Genomic DNA, 17,149 nt, shown 5'->3' with positions numbered 1-17,149 from the left:
CTCGACGGTGGCCGAGCCCCACGCCTCGACGGTGGCCGAGCCCGACGCCCGGACGGTGGCCGAGCCCGACGCCTCGACGGTGGCCGAGCCCCACGCCTCGACGGTGGCCGAGCCCGACGCCCGGACGGTGGCCGAGCCCGACGCCCGGACGGTGGCCGAGTGGATGCCGTTGGAATCGATGGTGAGCCAGATACCTCTCGGGCTCTTGATGATGATCAGGTCGATGGCCTTGTCGGCGAGTGCCGCATTAAGTCCCTGCTGGTCTCTGACCGTTCTCTGGGTCATTGAAATCCGCCCCCCTTGAGCGTTGGTGATGTAGGTGAGTTGGTTCGGCTTTAGGCTTCGAGGCGCCGCAGCTCACGGCGGCTGATTCGGTAGCGCGGGCATCGGTCGGTGCCGAAGTTCTTCGCGCGGATCTCGCCTTTGCGGATCTTTCGCTGCACGGTCGACTCCGGCAGCTGGAAGTGCTCGGCGACCTGCTTCGCGGTGAACCAGGCGACATCTGCCGGCATCGTTTCGGCGGTCATGACGCACCCCCGCAGGTCGGCAGATAGTGGGCCCGGCTGGGGTCGGCGCCAGCGTCGACAGCCATCCGGTCGGCCTCGCACTCATCGAGCGGCCGACCCGCGGCGTGCTGCCTGACGTGCGAGTACTCGTGCAGCACGACGTATCGGAGCGCGGCGCCGTGGAGGCTGGTGGCGACGTAGATGGTGTTCGGCGTCGCCGGCCGGAAACAGCCGCCCCGCACATGCGCCGCACAGTTCAGCGCCGGGTCATCCGTGACGACGATGCCGACCTGCTGCCCGCCCGCGCCGTCCAGCACCTGGCGGGCGTCAACCGGCAGGAACGGTCCGGCCGCGATCGCGACGCCGGCAATGAATCCAGCCACGCCAGCGCCCGCGATGACCTTGTCTAGGGCGTTCATGACTTGGCCTTGGTGACGATCAGCGAGGTGCCCGCGAGTAGTGGGAACTCATAGGCAAGGTGCCGGTCACAGATCGGGCGATCGACGATCGCCACGCCGTCGCTGGTGAGGGTCATCCGCTGCCTGGTGGGCACCTTGCAGCCGGCGAATCCGCAGAAGCTCAGTTCGGTCACGACCGGCCCCGATCACGCATGTGGGCGAGCACCACCAGGACGCCGACGATGACCGGCAGAAGGACCACGCCGCCGCTGTTCGTCAGGGTCGGGATGTCGAGGTGAAGCCAGATCATCAGGCCACCTCCCGCCACGCGGTGACCACGCGCCGCCAGATGCGTTCACCACGATGCGCGGCCTTCTCGGCATCGACCAGCGAGGAAAGCCCCTCCATGCAGCAGTCCTCGTCGTTGGGATCGACCTTCGGGTGAGTGATGACGAACTCTTCGCGCGATCCCACCAGCAGCTCGCGGCGCTCAGCGCACGGTTCGCAGACCGCCCACGCCGGACCGGCCTTGACGAGCCGGGATGCTCGCCGGTCGTGGCACCAGGCACACCATGGTGCGGCCGCCCCCTCCAGGGCGTCCGGGGAGAAGTCGTCACCCGGACGCCCAGGGGCCCCTACTGTGTGGTCCAGCGGCGTTCCCGCGCCGCCAGAAGTAGAGGAGTCATCGTGAGCAAGCCCACCTATAGCCAGGTCTTCACCAACCTTGAGCTGTGCGCCAGCAGCCGCAGCAAAGCCGCTACCAGCGTTGGGGAATCTCTCGAAATCGAGTACGACGCGATCTGGTACGGGATCCGTGCCCTCGCCGTCGCCCTCGACGGACACTCCGCGGCCGATGTCCGAGAGATCCTGCGCGGCCGCGGGTACGACATCTGAGTCACGCAGGCCGATTCGCACCGAAGCGATCGGGTTCACCGAGGCTCGGTCAAGGCGGCCTTCGATTGCGTTGAGCCGGTCCTTGAGGTGACTGCCGCCGTTGCTCTGATGCAGATCGAGCAGCGAACGGATCGCGGCCGAGTGGTGATCGATCGCGCGAGCCAACGAGTTGATGGCATCCGCCGAGTAGTCGGTCATCACGCCACCTCCGACCTCAGGTAGCGCTCAACGAAATACCGCTGACCCTTGCCCGTCACCTTCGGCGTCTTCGACACCGTCACATGACCATCCGAATGAGTGATCGCGGTCTCTTTGATGCGGAACAAGCCGAGTTCCATCGCCCGCTGAGTCGGCATGTTCCAATCGGTGCCCTCACGCCGGATCAGGTAGCCGTCACGCCGCAGATCCGCGAACAGACGCTGCTGACCGATCTCGACACCGTTACCGCGCAGGATCTTCGCCAACTCGCCAACGAGGATCGTCGTCTTCGACGTCGCGACCGCATCAGCGAACAGCACCTTCGGCGCATCAGCCTTCGCCTTGGCTTCCAACTCGGCACGACGAGCACGCTCAGCCTTCAAATCGGTCGCGAGCCGGATGATCGTGTCCGGGTCAGTCAGGACCTGCTCGGTGAGCTCCGGAGTCAGGTAGCCGCCGTGCTTCCGGATCGCCGGCAACACCTCACTGGTGATCCAACGCCGGAACGCGACCGCCTCAGCCTTATCGGACCGGATCACCACCTCATACATGCCCGCCTCAGACACGATGGTCATCTGCTGGCGACCGCCGGCGGTCTCAAGGGTGTGCGTCAGACGCACACCCTCATCCAGGCGTGATGCGAGCCGAGCCGTGGACGCGATTCCAAGGACGCGGGCGAGATCAGCGAGAACGAACCAGGGCTCGCCGTCGATCGACAGAGTGCGCACGGGATGCTCGCCGTACACGAACGGGACCAGATCAGCACTCATCACGCCACCGCCTCGGCGGGCTGAGCGATCAACGCGACCTGCGGGACGGTGAGAGCCGCGGCGAGGCGGGCGATCGCCTTCATCGAAGGCCGCTTCCGGCCGGTCTCGATGTTGGCGAGGTACGGGCGGGACAACAGCGCGGCGTTCGCGAGCTGGTCCTGAGTGAAACCACGGGCCTCACGGAGCGCCTTGACAGTGGCGCCGATCCGGATGTCTTCCGGATTGAGTCCATCCGAGGTGGGAACAGTTACGGGCATGTCCCAGACTGTACGGGATACAACTAGGAACACGCAAGGGAGGAACTAGGAAACAGTCCTGAGTTCTATCGAAACACCTAGTGAGCCACCGGTACACCCACGTAACTACCCGCGTGTTTTCCCGGATTTTGTGCCCTAGGCTGACCGAAGGCCGCCTTGATGTTTCTCGCGGCAGCCCACCACCATCGACGGCATGGGATGCACCAATGACAGAGGACGCAAGGCGCAGGGTTGCTGTCCACCTCGCCGAGCGAGGTTGGAATCAGTCGGACCTGGTCGAGGCGACAGGAATCAACAAGAACACGATCAGCGACTTCCTGTCGGGCAGGACCGTGAATCCGTCTCGACGCACCCTCGCCAGGATCGAGGGTGCCTTGGGCCTGACGCCTGGCACTCTCGTGGACGCTGGAGAAGATCCCGAGCCGGCGACGCCGGGAGACCGCGGACGGGAGACGCCGAGTCTGCGCGAAGCGACCGACGAGGAGCTGTTGGCCGAGCTTGGCTACCGGATCGTGCAGTTGCGGCGCGACGCCGAACTGGCGCACCCAGTCGGCGCGGATGTCGACGTTGCCACCAGCTTCCCGCCGGGGTCGTACCCGCGCGGGACGCGCGTCCGCGACCTCAGGCGGAAGCGGCTGATTGAGGGCGGCCAGCCGGTCGATCAGGCGGCCGACGGCCGCGGCCAGACGAGTGACGAGCAAGACCCCGACGATGGTGAGCGGGGCGAGGAGTAGTAAGGCACGGAAGTATGAAGCGGTTCATCATCGAGAAGCCCTGGTGGGTGACCGTGCTTCTCCTGCTGCTGGTCAACGGCATCTTGTTTGGCGGCTGGATTCCCGACGCCGCAGCGTTGACCTGGGTGGTTAGCTCCATCGCAGTACTCATCTGGCGGAACGGTGAGCGTCAGCGAACCCTTGCGGGTCGACCGACGGCCCAGCAACTCATCCCGCCTGTTGGCACTGGAGTGCGGTACGCCGCCCCTCCCTGGGTGGCCGGGAATGTACCTGTGACGACTCAAGCCGAACGGGATCCGCGCGCAACGCCGGGGGTCGGCGTGGTCGGGCTGGCTGTGGTTGGGCTTGGGTACCACAACGGCATGCGATACCTACGCCCGGGAGCGCACCCCGCCGAGCTTCGCCGAGAACCGCACAATAGCCACGACCTGAATGCTGTCGCCGTGTGGGTCGGTATGCCGCCGCGAATGACCGGCTATATCCGCGCCGACGACGCCATCACCGTCGCCACCCATATGGATATCGGTCGAGTCAGCCGGGTGGCCGTCGAGGCTAGGACCGACGGCGCTGGCCGCTGCGCCGTCCTGGTTCCGCAGGCCTACGCGCCGGGTCTTGATGCGGGCGACGACCAGGCCGACGACGACTTCCCGATGCTCTGGCCCACCTCGTTGACCGCGTGGGGGCGGCTCTCGGAAGTGATCGAGGTGGAAGGCGAGGCGCTCCGTCGCAGCAATATCACCGCGGTGTTCGCCGCTTGCGGCGTCACGATCGCAGGCGACGACGGCTACGAGCGCGGCTCCGAGCTTGTCGAGATCCCAGGCGTGCTTGCACTGCCGGACCCAGACCTCTCGATCGACACCTCGACGATCCTCGTGGTCATTGAAGACCAGACTGTCGGAACGCTACCCATCAGCGAGGCGCGTCGATATCGGGCTGCAGTGAAGAAGGCTGACGCCCAGCATGCGCACGTACCAGTGCGGGCGCGAGTGTGGGCAGTGGATGACCTTGGGACGATCCGAAGTCGAGTGACAATCAAGGCACCGCCTCCTGATCTGATTTGGCCGCCAATGCCGCTCCCCGCCGGCGATCACGCAGTGCTGCCACACGGCAGCAAGGTTCAGGTGACAGGCGAGGAGGCGTTCCTTGACACGCTGACCAGCATCCTCGGCCGGCGGGCGGAGGTTCAGGTTGTCGCCACCCTGCACGAACAGGCGCTCGTGGGTCGATCCACTCGTTGTCGTGTGGCCGTGCAGATCGGTGGGCAATCAGTAGGTGTGCTCAGCCCGACCATGTCGGACCATTTCCTGCCGATCGTTCGCTCCGGCGAAGCCGCCAAGAAGGTAGTTGCCTGTCGAGCCGTTGTTGCGGGTAACGCCGCCAAGGCGGATGTCGTGCTCGATGCCGCGAGATCTGCTGACCTCGACCCCGACTGGATCGGCACACACCTCGCGCCCACAGGAGAGATAGTCAGACACTCCGACCATGATCTGCCGCCGACGTGGAGTAACTGAGGATGAAGGTATGAGAGCGCCAGCAGGGTGTGTTCGTGCTGCCGGCTCCAGCGCAGTACTGAGAGAACGGATATGGGATCGTGACAGTTGAGCTGGACTACGCCTACCTCGCCCAGTTTGCGAGGGTGGATCCTGACGGCACCTTGACGGCGCTCAACGCGAGCTTCCTGAGGCTGATCGCGGACCCTGGCGCTGGCGTGCCGCTCGCGGTCGCGGGACGGATCCGCTTCATGTCGGAACCGTACGAGGCTGATCTCACCGTCGCGTTCAGATCGCCGTCAGGCGGCCGCCTCGACTTTGTCACGCACGTGCGAGCCGAGGAGCCGACGACGTACGCAGACACCCGTCGGCACGTCCTGTTCGCGTTGAACACGACCGTGGTGAGCGAACAGGGCGAGTACGTGGTCGAGATCAGCATCGACAACGTCACCGTCCGCACGTTGATCGTCACGATCTCGCATCCCTCGCCAGGAGAGTGAAGCGGTGGAGGTGCCGCCATACCGGTGCGGTCAGCACACTTACGCCCGGATGGACCAGCGAGGGATTAAGCACGAACACCTGGAGGTTGTTCTATCAGGGCCGACATCGACGCATAATGACCCCTCGCAGGACAGTGTGAGGCTTGAAGCGAAGGTTGATGGTCGGCTGCTCAAGGTGTGGGTTGTGGCGCCATGGCCACCGAAACCTGGGAAAACCGTAGTAGTTAAGTCCGCGGCGTGGAAGGATTGAGGTATGGCTGGACTACGTATCGAGGTTGACTTCAACGCTGATGTCGCCTACCTCTGGGTCAGCGACAAGCCCGTGGTGAGGACAGAGCAGATCGCTCCGGGGGTTCTTGTCGACCTGGATGAGTTCGGCATGGTGGTCGGCGTGGAGGTCATCGAGTTGGATGTTGATCTGCCGGTCGACCGTCTAACGCGGGAGTTCCACGTCCCGCAGGACTCTGTGGAGGCGCTCTTGAGAGTGCGCCCATCAGTGACCAGCTTCACCGCTCGCCAGGCTTCAACGGTGGCCACATCGGCGCCGGTTTCCGACTGGCACTCGGTGAAGTGCTGACCATCAGGGCGTTGCTTCGCGGGTTCGCGACGATCTCACTCGACCCCAGTTCGCGGTTGCGGGCGTTCCGCCACGAATTGGAGCGGACGCAGCTCCAGCAACGAGCTCAGCAGAGACCGGGTGGCGTGAAACCGTTAGTCACCCCTAGGGGTGACCCTCGCCGGATGGATTAAAACGAATGTTCGATTACATTCGTAGGGGTGTACCACCCTTGGCGTGAACTCGGCCGCCTGGCTGAGTGGACTATCCGATTCGTGACCCTGCCGCGCGGCGTCCGTGCCGAGTGTCACTGGGCGGCCCGTCAGATCCTGATGGACCGACGCCTAACTCAGGTCGAACGTCGGTCAGCTCTCGCCCACGAACTCGAGCACGTCCACCGCGGCCCGTTCCCGCGTCACGCAAAGGTCAAAGAGGAGGCGGCGGTGAACGCCGCGGCGGCCCGGAAGCTCGTCGACCTGCACGCACTCGGCGAGGCCCTCGCGTGGGCACGGCACGAGTCCGAGGCGGCCGACGAGCTCTGGATCGATATCCCGACCCTGCGTGCTCGCCTCACGCACCTACGCCCCGCCGAGCTGCGCTACCTGCGTGGCCGGCTCGCTCACCACGACGTCGACGAGGATCATCATGGGACACATCCGTGACCGCTGGATGCAGCCCGGCCCGAATGGCCGCAAGGTCCGCAGTGACCGCTGGGGCAAGGGCCTGCGCTGGCAGGTCCGCTGGGAGACACCGACCGGGCAACGATCGAAGAGCTTCCCGAACAAGGACGCCGCGGCCAGCTTCCTCGCCGAGCAGCAGCTCGGGCTGCTGCGACGTCCGGCGTCCACGGAGACGTTCGCAGAGCTGGCCAAGCGTTGGCAGGCCTCGCAGCTGCACCACCGGCCTGGAACCAAGGCCACAGTCTCCTCGACGCTGAACGTGCTGATCCTGCCCACCCTCGGCGGGCTGACGGTGGCCGACATTGAGCGGCAGCAGCTGCAGGATGTCGTCAATGGCTGGGTCAACGCCGGCTACTCCGCGGCCCGGGCCCGGGTGGCATGGTCGCATATCTCCAGCATGCTCACCATGGCCGTTGATGACGGGATCCTCGAAAAGCCGGTGAAGGGCGTGCGGCTGCCCGCGTTGTCGGCCGAGAAGGTCGTTCCTCTCACGGTCGCCCAGGTCGAACACATCGTGAGCAGGGTGCCGAAGCGGTACCGCGCGATGGTGATAGTCGACGCCGGCTCCGGCCTGCGGTCGGGCGAGCTGCGTGGGCTCACCGAGGATCGCGTCGGGGATGTGCTGCAGGTCGATCGGCAGCTGGTCGGGTCGAACGGTCGGCGTCCGATGTTCGGCCCGCCGAAGAGCGATGCGTCGGTGCGGCGAGTGCCGATCGGGCCGACCGTTGTGGCGGCGATCGAGCAGCACCTTAAGGAGTTCGGTCCCGGCCCGGGCGGTCTGGTGTTCAGCACGCGCTACCGGTCACCGGTTTCCAGGTCGACGGCCGGCGACGTCTGGCGCCAGGGCTCCGCCGGCCTGGATCTGCCGCCCAGGAATGGATGGCACATGCTGCGCCACTTCCACGCCTCCCTCTTGATCGCCGCCGGGTTGTCGGTCACGCTGGTGGCTGAGCGCCTCGGGCATGCGGACCCGGCCGAAACGCTCGGTACCTATGCGCATCTCTGGCCCACCGACCAGGAGCGCGCCACGGCGACGATCGAGGCCACGTTCGGGGCCTCAGCGATTCTGACCGGGACCGCACAGGGACCGGGCGAAGGCATCACCCCTAGTGAGAGCTGACAAGTAGGGATATCCGGCTTATCGGCCGACTCGTCCCCCAACTGTGACCTCGCCGGTCGAGCTTATCGAGACCTTTCTGGCAAGGGGTTTCGACAAGCTCGACCAACGATGGCTGGACCTGAGCGAATCTGGATGCGTGCGCTGAGGGACCGGCGCTCAGCGGCCGCCGATCACACCCTTCTCGACAGCCTTGGTGACGGCGTCCGCCTCGGCCTGGGTCAGGGTGCCCGCCTTGACTGCAGCGTCCAGCCGGCTCTTCAGCGCGGCTGCCCGCTCGGTCTGCTGTTCGGCGCGAATCTCCTCCAGAGCCTTGGTCACAGTGGCCTCGGCGACGCCGAGCTTCTCTGCAAGTCCTTTGGCCTGCGCCGCGTCGCGGGTGGCCGGGTCCGGCCGGCTCGGCCGTTCGGACGGGCTGGCTCCGGTGGGCGGACGCGAGGTGGGTTTGTTCGCCTCCCGGACGGCCTTCAGGGCCTCAGTGACCTTGGGCTGGTCGACGTTGAGCTTCTCCGCCAGCTTCTCGGCCAGGTCGGAGTCATGGGAGCCGCGTCCCGGGCCGCCGCGGTGGCCGCCCTTGCCGGGGCCCGGGTTCGACGGCGACGCCGATGGGCTGGACGACGGGGAGGTGGTCGGGTCGGCGGCCGCCTGGCCGGCGATGCTGAGGCCGCCGCCGAGGGCCAGCAGGCCGGCAGCGGTGGAGGCCACGGCGACTTTGGTCGAACGGGACACGATGGGAACTCCTCGTACTCGGTGGTAGGTGGAATCGACCATCCCTGCGCTCTCTGGGGTTGCCCTGGCCCGGGGCTGTCAGGACCCTGTCAACCGGTGATGCTCAGGCAGACCACTCTTCTCCCAGCTGGGCCGGTTCGGTGCTGGTGGCGCGAGGCGATGGAATAGTTGCCGGCAGTGAGAATCGTTGTCATGTATAAACATATTGCAATCTTCTAATAGGTGTGGTGACATGGAGTCCATGGACGCGGAAGCCGGTCTGGCTGCGGCGGCGCAACTGTTCAAGGTGCTCGGCAACGAGTCGCGGTTGTTGTTGCTCAGGCTGATCGGTGAGGAGCCGCGAACCGTGGGAGCGCTGACCGCAGCAACGGGACTTTCGCAGCCGCTGGTTTCCCAGCATCTGCGCACGCTGCGCCAGGGTGGCCTGGTGGCCGCCAGCCGTTCCGGCAAGGAGGTCACCTACCGCCTTGCCGACCGGCACGTCACCCACGTCATCGCGGACGCCCTCGCCCACGTCCAGGAACCCGTTCTCGAACCAGAGACGGACGACTGAACTCCAGGAAGGGAGCCTTCATGACCCAGCACGATACGGCTGAGCACACCCAGGCCGAGCACGCCCACGGCGCCGATTGCGGCCATCAGGAGGTGCAGCACGGCGACCATGTGGATTACCTGCACGACGGCCACCGGCACGCCGCGCACGAGGATCACTACGACGAGCACGAGGCCAAGGCTGAGCATGCCCCGGCCGACCACACCCATGGTGACGACTGCGGTCACGAGTCCGTGCAGCACGGTGACCATGTCGACTATGTGCACGACGGGCATCGCCACGCCGTCCATGGCGATCACTACGACGAGCACTGAGTAGTCGTCCTCGCTGGTTGAGCTCGTCGAACCCTGGTTTGACGTGGGTCTCGACGAGCTCGACCAACGATTGACGAGATCCTCGACGAGATCTGATCCGGCAACTCGACCGTCGGCCAACCACGTTTCGGGTTCGCCGAGCAGTCGTCGTCAGACCGGACGTGCCCTGCCGCGGGCCTTCACCGACCGCGCCGGAACCGTGGATGCAGCAGGACGAACGCCGCCACGATGGCCATCACGGCCGTGCCGAGGATGATCGGCAGCAGCGGCCAGACTCCGTACAGCGCGGTGCCAAGGGTGGGGGCGATCACGAAGGTGAGCCCGTTGGTGGCGCCGATCAGTCCGGCCAGGCCGCCCTGTTCCTCGCGCCGCATCAGCAGCGACGGGCCGGCGGTGTACCCGGGCATGGCGACGCCGAGGCCCAACCCGATCAGCAGGATCGCGACGAACAGCACGGCCGCGCCGGCGTCCGGAATGAGGGTGGCGAAGCCGACGAGCGCGACCATCGTGCCGACCCGCAACAGTTTCTGCGGTGCCCAGCCGCTGCGCGGCACGATCACCCCCTGCGCCAGCACCATGCCCACCCCGGCGGCCAGCAGCGCACCGCCGGTGACCAAACCGGTGGTCTGGCCGTCGAGGCCGAGTCGGTCCTGGACGATGAAGCCGGTGATCACCTGAATGAAGCCGAGCGCGGTGAACATGCCGAAACCGGCCAGCAGGAACGGCCACACCCGCGAGTCCAGCGGGCTGATCCGGGCCGGCTGCTCGACGAGTTCGGTGCGGGTCTCGCGACGCAGCCGGACGCCGAGTAGTACCAGTCCGATGGCCAGCAACACCGGAACGGCGATCAGCGGGACGATCAGCCCGAACGCGGCCAGCAGCCCGCCGACCACGGATCCGCCGATCATCGCCACGCCCTGCACCGCCCCGATGCCGGCCATGCCCTTCACCCGGGTCTGCTCGTCACTGGTGACGTCGGCGATGTAGGCCTGTGCGGTCGGCGGGACAGCGGCGATCGCCGACCCGAAGGCGACGCCGCGCAGCAGTATGAACAGCACGAACAATCCGGTGCCGGTCAGAACGCCGGTCATGCCCAGCCAGGCGACCAGTGCGAACGCCGTCATTGTTGCGGTGGCAAGTGCAAACGCCGCGATCAGGACGGGTTTGCGGCCCCAGGCCTGCGAGCGGCGTCCCCAGGACTGGCTGGTCAGCACAAGCATGACCGCGGCCGCACTGATCGTGACGCCGATCTGCCATTCGGCCAGGCCGACCTCGCGGGACAGTGGCGCGATGATCGGGTTGAGCGTCATCTGACCGAGGTAGACCAGGAACACGGAGCTGAGCAGTAGCCCGATCTGCGGACGCACGGTGGTCGTGGGATCTGCTGTGGTCATGTCGTGGGGTCTCCGGTCAGATCGAGAGTGGCGGCCAGCCCGGCGATGGTGGTGTCGACGGTGAACCGGTAGTAGGCGGTGCGCATTTGTGCCGCGGTGTCGCCGCCCTCGGCGAACGGACGCAGGAATTCGCTGCCCATCGCGCGGACGTCGTCCGAGGCGGTCGGCAGCTGGGCGAACTCGACCATCATGGTGGCGTGATCGCGGGGGCCGTCCCCCTCGTGTTGTCGGCGATCGTCACCCATCGAAATGGTCAGCATCGCGTTGTTCAGCAACAGCGCGTAGGCGAGATGGGTGCGCTCGCCGAAACCGGCCCGGCGCAGGATCTCCATCCCGGCTTCGATCACCGGAAGCACCGGGGGGATGGTCGGGCCGTGCATCAGCATCCACTTCGCCACCCCCGGAAACTCGGTGGCGAGCGGCTGAATGGAGTAGAGGAGCGTCCGGTACCACTCCTGCCACGGCAGTGCGGGGTCGGGCAGTTCGATCCGGACGAGAGCGCGTTCGACGACCCGGCGGCAGAGCAGATCCTTGCCGCCGACATGGTGGTAGATCACCGAGGGCGCAATCCCGAGCCGTCCGGCCAGGTCGCGGATCGACCAGCTCATCAGATGTGACTCGCGGGTCAGCTCCACGGCGGCATCAACCACGCGCTCCGGTGTCAGGCCGACGTGGAACGGCGCGGTGACGGTGTCACTCATCAGCTCTCCTTCCTGCTGGCTCAACCACCGCCGGTTGAGCTTGTCGAAACCCCCGTCGGTCGCCCACCAGGGTCTCGACAAGCTCGACCAACGGCGGAGGTGGTCTCGACAAGCTCGACCAGCGGTGGCCGAGTTCGACAAGTCAGCCGCTGGCTTGATCTCGTCTCGCGGACAGATTAGAACAGTGTTCACACTACCTGAAGATAATGGTTCTCAATTCAGTCGATGGGAGGGGTGGGACGGGATGAGCCAAGGACCGCAGGAGTCGTTCTTCGCGCCGGTGCGGGGGAGTCTTGCCGCGATCGTCACGCTGAGCCTGATCGGGGCGGCGAGCAGCGTCGTGCCGTTCATCGCGATCGTCGAGTTGGCGCGGACGCTGCTGCCCGCGATCGACGGTGGGCCGGTCGACGCCGGCCGGGTCTGGACGATCGTGATCGTCGCGGTGGTGGCGCTGTTCGTCAGTGCCGCGTCCGCGTTCGGGGCCGGCGCCGTCGGGCATTTCGCCGACGGACGGCTGCAGTTGTCGCTGCGGCAGCGGATCGTCCGGCATCTGCAGCGATTGCCGTTGGGCTGGTTCGATCAGCGCTCGTCGGGCACGGTGCGCAAGCTCGTTGAGAGCGATGTCACCTCTCTGCATCAGCTGGTGGCGCACACCATCCAGGACCTGCTGACCGCGATCGCGGTCCCGGTGATCGGCCTGGTCTACCTGTTCGGAACGGGGGGACGGTTCTCTTCGTTCCGCCGAAGTCAGCAAGTTGCAGCGTGCGGGCAACCGCCCTTCACGCGTACAGATGCCGGAAATGGCACGAAAAGAACCGTTCCTCCGTACCCGACGGATCGCGGATGGTGGGAGTTCTCACCCGGGACCTGGTCGTTCTCAGCTAGCTGAGCCTCATTCGGCCCTAGCTCACGACAATACCAGCGACGGTGCGGGAACGCCCAGTTCGCTATCAATGTCGGCTATCACGCCTTCAAAAATCGCCCTTATCGCGCTCCCAGTCCTCTCCGAGAGCCCCTCCACAAACGTTTGATGTTCCTCAGGCGTGCAGGCCAGAGAAATATACTCATTCAATCCGCGTGCAATCGCCACGATCCGCCATGACGAAGCCACAAATTTGCTTACCAGCACTTCCTCCCGGGCTCCGAGAAATTCCCTATACTTTACCAGCTCGGCATCCATAACTTCCCATTCACGAACCATCTCAGCTCGCACGGAATCGTATGCCAGCCGATCCCTCATCAGTCCACGCAAAATAGAAGCGTGACGAGATGCGTCCACGTCGCGCGCCTCTTGAAGGGCTAGCTCCGCCTCCTTTACTTCGCGCTCAGCAGCTTCCACGTCATCAAGGAGTTGATTCGTCCCTCCGATATGCCCGAGAACCACGCCAGCTGGAATAATTGTGAACAAAACTGCGAGCACATTTATGGGACCATCGAAGCCCTGCGGAGGCGCACCATTGACTATCCCGATTGCTGCAAGCCAACCGCCTACAAACAGAAGCAGCGATACGAAGCTCAGTAGAGCCGCAGCCAGGATGCTGGTGCCAATCCATTCGAGAGGAATAGCATGGCGAAATCTCTCGACAACTCCAGGATTCTCCACGTCGGTTACACTCGGGAGATTCAGTGACACGCCCGCATCAATCTCCCTTAAGCCTCCACGCACGGACTCAGCCCGTTTACTATCCATGGCGCGCGCGATCGCCAACGATGAAATCCATACCACGGCAGGTGCGATTGAAGCAAAAATAAGACTCCCGAGGAACTGCAATACCGAACTCCATGAGAGTTCCCAACGACCGTCCATTAGAGGAGCCACGAAAATCCATACCTGACAAATCGACGACAGGATAGTGACCAGGCTCACGAGCCGTGGATGCATCATTCGCGTCAGCGCCGTTGTGCCGCTCAATCTGGCGCGAAGCTCCAATAAAGGGCCGAGTTGCGATTTCAACTCATCCAGCTTCTCGCGCTTGGCTTTGGTATCGCGGGATTCCTCTGGCTCCACAGCAAATGCGTCGGGATCGGGCGGCGCCGGTCGCTTCGACGCAAGGTCGCACCTACTCCTGAGCGCCCGCCGCGAGCCGAGTGCCTCTTGAGCATCCGCACACTGTGTCTCCGCGTAGTCAATAGCCGAGCTGGAATACGATACGAGGCCGATTTCTAGAAAGCTAGCAGCACCACCGTCTTGGATCTGGTCGCGCGCCTTCAGAGCGTATTCGTCAAGAATGGCCAGAATGTGTGAGCGTTCTGTCTTGGTGAGACCATCGACCTTACGGACCGCCAGCCAACGTCGCAGCGCGCCGCGCGGTCGCGGAACTTTTGAATTGGGCTGAACATCATTCGTCATGGATCGCCCTCAGCGCCTCAGCTTCGAAGACATACCGGCTTCTAATCGCATCTTTCACACCCTTCTCGCTAGCGGCCAGGCGAGCACTACGGCGCTTTGCACGCGCCTCCCGCCAAGCGCTGAGAGGGCCAGGCTGAAGCCAAAGCACCTTCGACGGCTCGAGAGGATCAAAAATCACCACCTCCAGCGCAACAACAATCAGGGGAATCAGCGTTTGAAGAATGAGTATGCCAAATTGCGCCGGCGCATACCAAGACAGCCAGTGCAGCGACTGGACTAGATTCATCGCCAGCCCGTCAGTTGCACCGCCACTGGCTGCGCGGGCGAATGCATAGGCCGTCCGAATCGTCAGTCCCGCGTAGCTTAGACCTAGAAATATAGCCCAAAGAACGAGAGGGATCATCCACCCAATCCTGCCGGCAACTAGAGGGCTATTGTCGCTCTCTATATCAACCGCGCTCTTCGCCCCGCCTAGAGGGGACTTTGCGCCTAACAGGCCGCGGTCTTTCAACAGTTTGCGCTGGGCAGCGTACATTACCTGAGATTTCATCATACGCGCGAGTATGAAACCGACGAAGAACACCAGGAGACCGATACCTGCCCCGATGCCCAAGGCTAAGTCTCCATCGAGCCCCCGAACGGTCGCCTCCGCATACCCGTATGCCTTCGCAAAAATATACGCATCAAGGCCAGCGCCAAACATATATCCAACAAATCGCCATCGACCCAGATGCCAGACCACATATCTCTCGGCCAATCCTGCTTGTCGCCATCTCCGAGATCTAGAGATATCCTCGTCTCGCAGTTCCTCCGTCAGGCTTCTGCGCTGGTCTCGAGATTGAACTAGTTCCTCTTGATCCGCCTTTGTGACATCGACCACGCTGTCCGCATTAATCATTTCGAGTTGCTCCGCTTCGCGAAGCATGCCCCTCTGGGCCTCTTTACTCGAAGGAGTCGACCCTCCGATTTTAGAAATGCGTTGAGCGATCGTCCCCACCTCTATTGCGGGCAACCCGGTCCTCCTTGCTAAGTTTATTTCACTAGACACTGTGTGGCCGGTCCGAATACCCGGCTGCAGAGGAGTTGGCCTAGTCGTCTTGAAAAGAGCTCAGCCTCACGACTACGTTGGGCTATTGAGCCAGCCGACGGAGCCCAGCCGACACCGACAGAGGTTACTCGCTGAACGCCCACAATGTGAGGCATTCTACCCTCGGGGCAAGCTGACAAGATCCTGCCCGCCTCTTCCTCGGTGGCCGGGGCGCCCTTGGGGACCCGGAGACAATCATCTGTTTCGCCTTGCGTATAGAAAGTACTCCAAAGCAGCACTTCTTGCGGACTCTCGTTGCGCCCAATCGCCCAGAGCAGCGACAACGGGTCCGATGCGTATTTCGACGGCGTCAGGTAGCGAACACTGGACCGAACGGACCGATAAATTGACCTTAGGAACTTCTGACGCATTTCTGTTTGCGCTGTCGGATCGTCTAGAGCAAGCAGATAGATCTGCCTTCGGTCCAGGCAGGGCATCTTCTCAACGCTCCCACCAACACCGCCATAAACTAACCCCGTGATCTCTATTGCTTCCGCTGAATCGAGATGGGCTGCTAGCCAGTCTTGAACATTCGTAGCGATTTCCGCCGCGGTTTTGTCCGAATTGTCCGGTGGTTGCAACAGAACTGCGAGCCGAAGGACGTCTGTTGGCGCTTCACCCGAATTGACTGCCGGTGGGCAACCGGGCCCGCTGTCTGGCAATGCTGGTGGTGGCCCGCATCCCACTGCTAACAGCAGGAGCGCGGTCAAGACAGCTCGCGTGATGTACCTCAACACGTCAGCGCCTCCCGCTTCAAGTTGGGGAAATGTTCAATAACTGAGCCCTTGTAGATTGCTACCGCTACGGCGCGACGCCTCGGCTCGTTCTTGCCTGGTATCGACTGCAGTCCATTTACAGTTCCGGTCTGGCCACAGCTGACCACTACAACCTTCAAGCGAGGGCGTCCTCGGTCTCCTTGAAATAGTGATTCGAGTCTCTGTGCAACAGCCTCGGCTCGGCGGCCGCTGAGGCGCATATTGTCGTTCTCAGGCCCCACGCCATCTGCGTATCCCCGAGTGAAGATGGTCAGCGCTTCGCGCGACGCGATCCTTCCCGTGGCGACCCGATAGGTGTCACTTAGAGTCGCCAAAGCGTCACGTCGCAGTTGATGACTGTTGTAATCAAAGAGAGCATCACTCGAAAGCGCGCCTTCCCAAACGACTGGAGGGCCCAATGGCGGAGGCGGAACCGTTCTCACGGGCGGCGGTGGATGAGTGGCTGATACCGAAGGTGACGGCGGACCCGAACAGCCCGGGCTGACGACGACAGCGCTTGACAGCAGTATCGCAATGCAGTAACCACGCTTGGTCACAGGCCCCCCGTTCCTCGCAAAGCGTGTAGTTGGCGCACAGTAGCATGCGGATGCCCGCTTGCGTGTGCGAGATTTGCGGCTTTGGACGGGGTGGCGCGAATCTCGGCATTCCAACGGTGATGGGTGGCAAGTCTGAGCCCAGCTACCGCGATTCATCCGTGTAGTTTCGCGAGCTTTCCCACCATGGCAACTGCTGACTCTGCCACCAACGACCGACGCATCTGCGAGGCCGCTCGGGCTCTGTCCGCAGTACATGGAAGGCTCCTGGACGAGTTCGCTTGGAATCCGAAAGACATGAACGGCAAGGTGGGTAAGGCTGTCCGCTTCACGGATTCTGGAAGCGCACTGACCCTCTCGCCGGGTCGGGCCGACGACGTTGGGATGACGGGGGGTTGGGGCGGCCCTTGCTTTATGGTCGGGAGTGGCCGACCATACGGGGATGGCCGACGATTTGGGCGAAGCCGCTGACGGTGTCGCGGGGGCTCCGGGCTATCCGCTTGCTGAGGTGTTGGAGCTGACCGATGCCGGGCAGTACCGGGCGCTGTTCGAACAGACCCGGCGCGAGATCGTGTCGCTGTTGCTGGAGCGGGCAGCGACGACGTCCGAGCT

At 64.0% G+C, this 17,149-nt stretch carries 22 protein-coding genes; 9 read left to right on the top strand and 13 right to left on the bottom strand.

Annotation, left to right across the window (positions count from 1 at the left end; all coding sequences use genetic code 11):
* The 7 genes from QM624_RS16285 to QM624_RS16255 form a co-directional block, all read right to left on the bottom strand.
* Nucleotides 1–285 (bottom strand): hypothetical protein (locus tag QM624_RS16285; RefSeq protein ID WP_415093709.1); only part of this gene is annotated, 285 nt, incomplete at its 3' end.
* A 50-nt stretch (nt 286–335) separates the two neighbouring features.
* Entirely contained in the window at nt 336–527 is a 192-nt protein-coding gene (locus QM624_RS16280) for a helix-turn-helix domain-containing protein (RefSeq protein ID WP_415093707.1), read from the bottom strand.
* Nucleotides 524–925, bottom strand: coding sequence for a hypothetical protein (locus tag QM624_RS16275; protein ID WP_415093705.1), 402 nt, complete (start codon nt 923–925; stop codon nt 524–526). Before QM624_RS16275 ends, QM624_RS16280 begins: the two co-directional genes overlap by 4 nt.
* Complete coding sequence (locus QM624_RS16270; protein ID WP_415093703.1) at nt 922–1,098, bottom strand: hypothetical protein; 177 nt, start codon at nt 1,096–1,098, stop codon at nt 922–924. Before QM624_RS16270 ends, QM624_RS16275 begins: the two co-directional genes overlap by 4 nt.
* A gap of 115 nt (nt 1,099–1,213) precedes the next feature.
* Nucleotides 1,214–1,996, bottom strand: a complete 783-nt coding sequence (locus tag QM624_RS16265) for a hypothetical protein (protein ID WP_415093701.1) — start codon at nt 1,994–1,996, stop codon at nt 1,214–1,216.
* The gene (locus QM624_RS16260; RefSeq protein ID WP_415093699.1) at nt 1,996–2,766 is read right to left on the bottom strand and encodes a phage antirepressor; all 771 of its coding nucleotides are present in this window, start codon (nt 2,764–2,766) and stop codon (nt 1,996–1,998) included. Before QM624_RS16260 ends, QM624_RS16265 begins: the two co-directional genes overlap by 1 nt.
* A complete protein-coding gene (locus QM624_RS16255) occupies nt 2,766–3,023 on the bottom strand; it encodes a helix-turn-helix domain-containing protein (protein ID WP_415093697.1) in 258 nt (85 codons plus the stop codon). The genes QM624_RS16260 and QM624_RS16255 overlap by 1 nt, the downstream gene beginning before the upstream one ends.
* A gap of 206 nt (nt 3,024–3,229) precedes the next feature.
* Between QM624_RS16255 and QM624_RS16250 the strand changes: the two genes are divergently transcribed.
* The 6 genes from QM624_RS16250 to QM624_RS16225 all read left to right on the top strand — a co-directional run bounded on the left by QM624_RS16250 (nt 3,230) and on the right by QM624_RS16225 (nt 8,103).
* A complete protein-coding gene (locus QM624_RS16250) occupies nt 3,230–3,757 on the top strand; it encodes a helix-turn-helix domain-containing protein (RefSeq protein WP_415093694.1) in 528 nt (175 codons plus the stop codon).
* Between the two features lie 14 nt (nt 3,758–3,771).
* Nucleotides 3,772–5,268 (top strand): HIRAN domain-containing protein, encoded by a 1,497-nt coding sequence (locus QM624_RS16245; protein WP_415093691.1) that lies wholly within the window; start codon nt 3,772–3,774, stop codon nt 5,266–5,268.
* Between the two features lie 80 nt (nt 5,269–5,348).
* Nucleotides 5,349–5,747 (top strand): DUF6941 family protein, encoded by a 399-nt coding sequence (locus tag QM624_RS16240; protein WP_415093689.1) that lies wholly within the window; start codon nt 5,349–5,351, stop codon nt 5,745–5,747.
* Between the two features lie 253 nt (nt 5,748–6,000).
* Nucleotides 6,001–6,324 carry a DUF2283 domain-containing protein gene (locus QM624_RS16235; protein WP_415093687.1) on the top strand — a complete coding sequence of 108 codons (324 nt, stop codon included), beginning with the start codon at nt 6,001–6,003 and terminating at the stop codon, nt 6,322–6,324.
* Nucleotides 6,325–6,578: 254 nt separating this feature from the next.
* Nucleotides 6,579–6,965 (top strand): hypothetical protein, encoded by a 387-nt coding sequence (locus QM624_RS16230; RefSeq protein ID WP_415093685.1) that lies wholly within the window; start codon nt 6,579–6,581, stop codon nt 6,963–6,965.
* A complete protein-coding gene (locus QM624_RS16225) occupies nt 6,949–8,103 on the top strand; it encodes a tyrosine-type recombinase/integrase (protein ID WP_415093683.1) in 1,155 nt (384 codons plus the stop codon). The genes QM624_RS16230 and QM624_RS16225 overlap by 17 nt, the downstream gene beginning before the upstream one ends.
* Before the next feature lie 156 nt (nt 8,104–8,259).
* Here the strand turns inward: QM624_RS16225 and QM624_RS16220 are convergent, their stop codons facing one another.
* Complete coding sequence (locus QM624_RS16220) at nt 8,260–8,829, bottom strand: hypothetical protein (RefSeq protein WP_415093681.1); 570 nt, start codon at nt 8,827–8,829, stop codon at nt 8,260–8,262.
* A 232-nt stretch (nt 8,830–9,061) separates the two neighbouring features.
* On the opposite strand from QM624_RS16220, the gene QM624_RS16215 reads away from it, so the two are divergent.
* Both QM624_RS16215 and QM624_RS16210 read left to right on the top strand, forming a co-directional pair.
* Nucleotides 9,062–9,382 carry an ArsR/SmtB family transcription factor gene (locus tag QM624_RS16215; protein ID WP_415093679.1) on the top strand — a complete coding sequence of 107 codons (321 nt, stop codon included), beginning with the start codon at nt 9,062–9,064 and terminating at the stop codon, nt 9,380–9,382.
* A 20-nt stretch (nt 9,383–9,402) separates the two neighbouring features.
* Complete coding sequence (locus QM624_RS16210) at nt 9,403–9,696, top strand: hypothetical protein (RefSeq protein WP_415093677.1); 294 nt, start codon at nt 9,403–9,405, stop codon at nt 9,694–9,696.
* 179 nt (nt 9,697–9,875) lie between these two features.
* On the opposite strand, the gene QM624_RS16205 is transcribed toward QM624_RS16210, so the two are convergent.
* Both QM624_RS16205 and QM624_RS16200 read right to left on the bottom strand, forming a co-directional pair.
* On the bottom strand, nt 9,876–11,090 hold the full coding sequence (locus QM624_RS16205; RefSeq protein ID WP_415093675.1) for an MFS transporter: 1,215 nt from the start codon (nt 11,088–11,090) through the stop codon (nt 9,876–9,878).
* A complete protein-coding gene (locus QM624_RS16200; protein ID WP_415093673.1) occupies nt 11,087–11,791 on the bottom strand; it encodes a TetR/AcrR family transcriptional regulator in 705 nt (234 codons plus the stop codon). The genes QM624_RS16205 and QM624_RS16200 overlap by 4 nt, the downstream gene beginning before the upstream one ends.
* Before the next feature lie 244 nt (nt 11,792–12,035).
* Here QM624_RS16200 and QM624_RS16195 point away from each other — a divergent pair, with 244 nt between their 5' ends.
* A complete protein-coding gene (locus QM624_RS16195) occupies nt 12,036–12,680 on the top strand; it encodes an ABC transporter transmembrane domain-containing protein (RefSeq protein WP_415093671.1) in 645 nt (214 codons plus the stop codon).
* An 18-nt stretch (nt 12,681–12,698) separates the two neighbouring features.
* Here the strand turns inward: QM624_RS16195 and QM624_RS16190 are convergent, their stop codons facing one another.
* From QM624_RS16190 to QM624_RS16180, 3 genes are all read right to left on the bottom strand, one after another.
* A complete protein-coding gene (locus QM624_RS16190) occupies nt 12,699–14,141 on the bottom strand; it encodes a hypothetical protein (RefSeq protein ID WP_415093669.1) in 1,443 nt (480 codons plus the stop codon).
* Nucleotides 14,131–15,066, bottom strand: coding sequence for a hypothetical protein (locus QM624_RS16185; protein WP_415093667.1), 936 nt, complete (start codon nt 15,064–15,066; stop codon nt 14,131–14,133). Before QM624_RS16185 ends, QM624_RS16190 begins: the two co-directional genes overlap by 11 nt.
* Nucleotides 15,067–15,958: 892 nt before the next feature.
* Nucleotides 15,959–16,696 (bottom strand): OmpA family protein, encoded by a 738-nt coding sequence (locus QM624_RS16180; RefSeq protein WP_415093665.1) that lies wholly within the window; start codon nt 16,694–16,696, stop codon nt 15,959–15,961.
* Nucleotides 16,697–17,149 lie beyond the last annotated feature (453 nt).

It is taken from the genome of Micropruina sp., assembly GCF_047606365.1.
Lineage (GTDB): Bacteria > Actinomycetota > Actinomycetes > Propionibacteriales > Propionibacteriaceae > Micropruina.
This window is presented reverse-complemented; position numbering and strand designations above follow the sequence as displayed.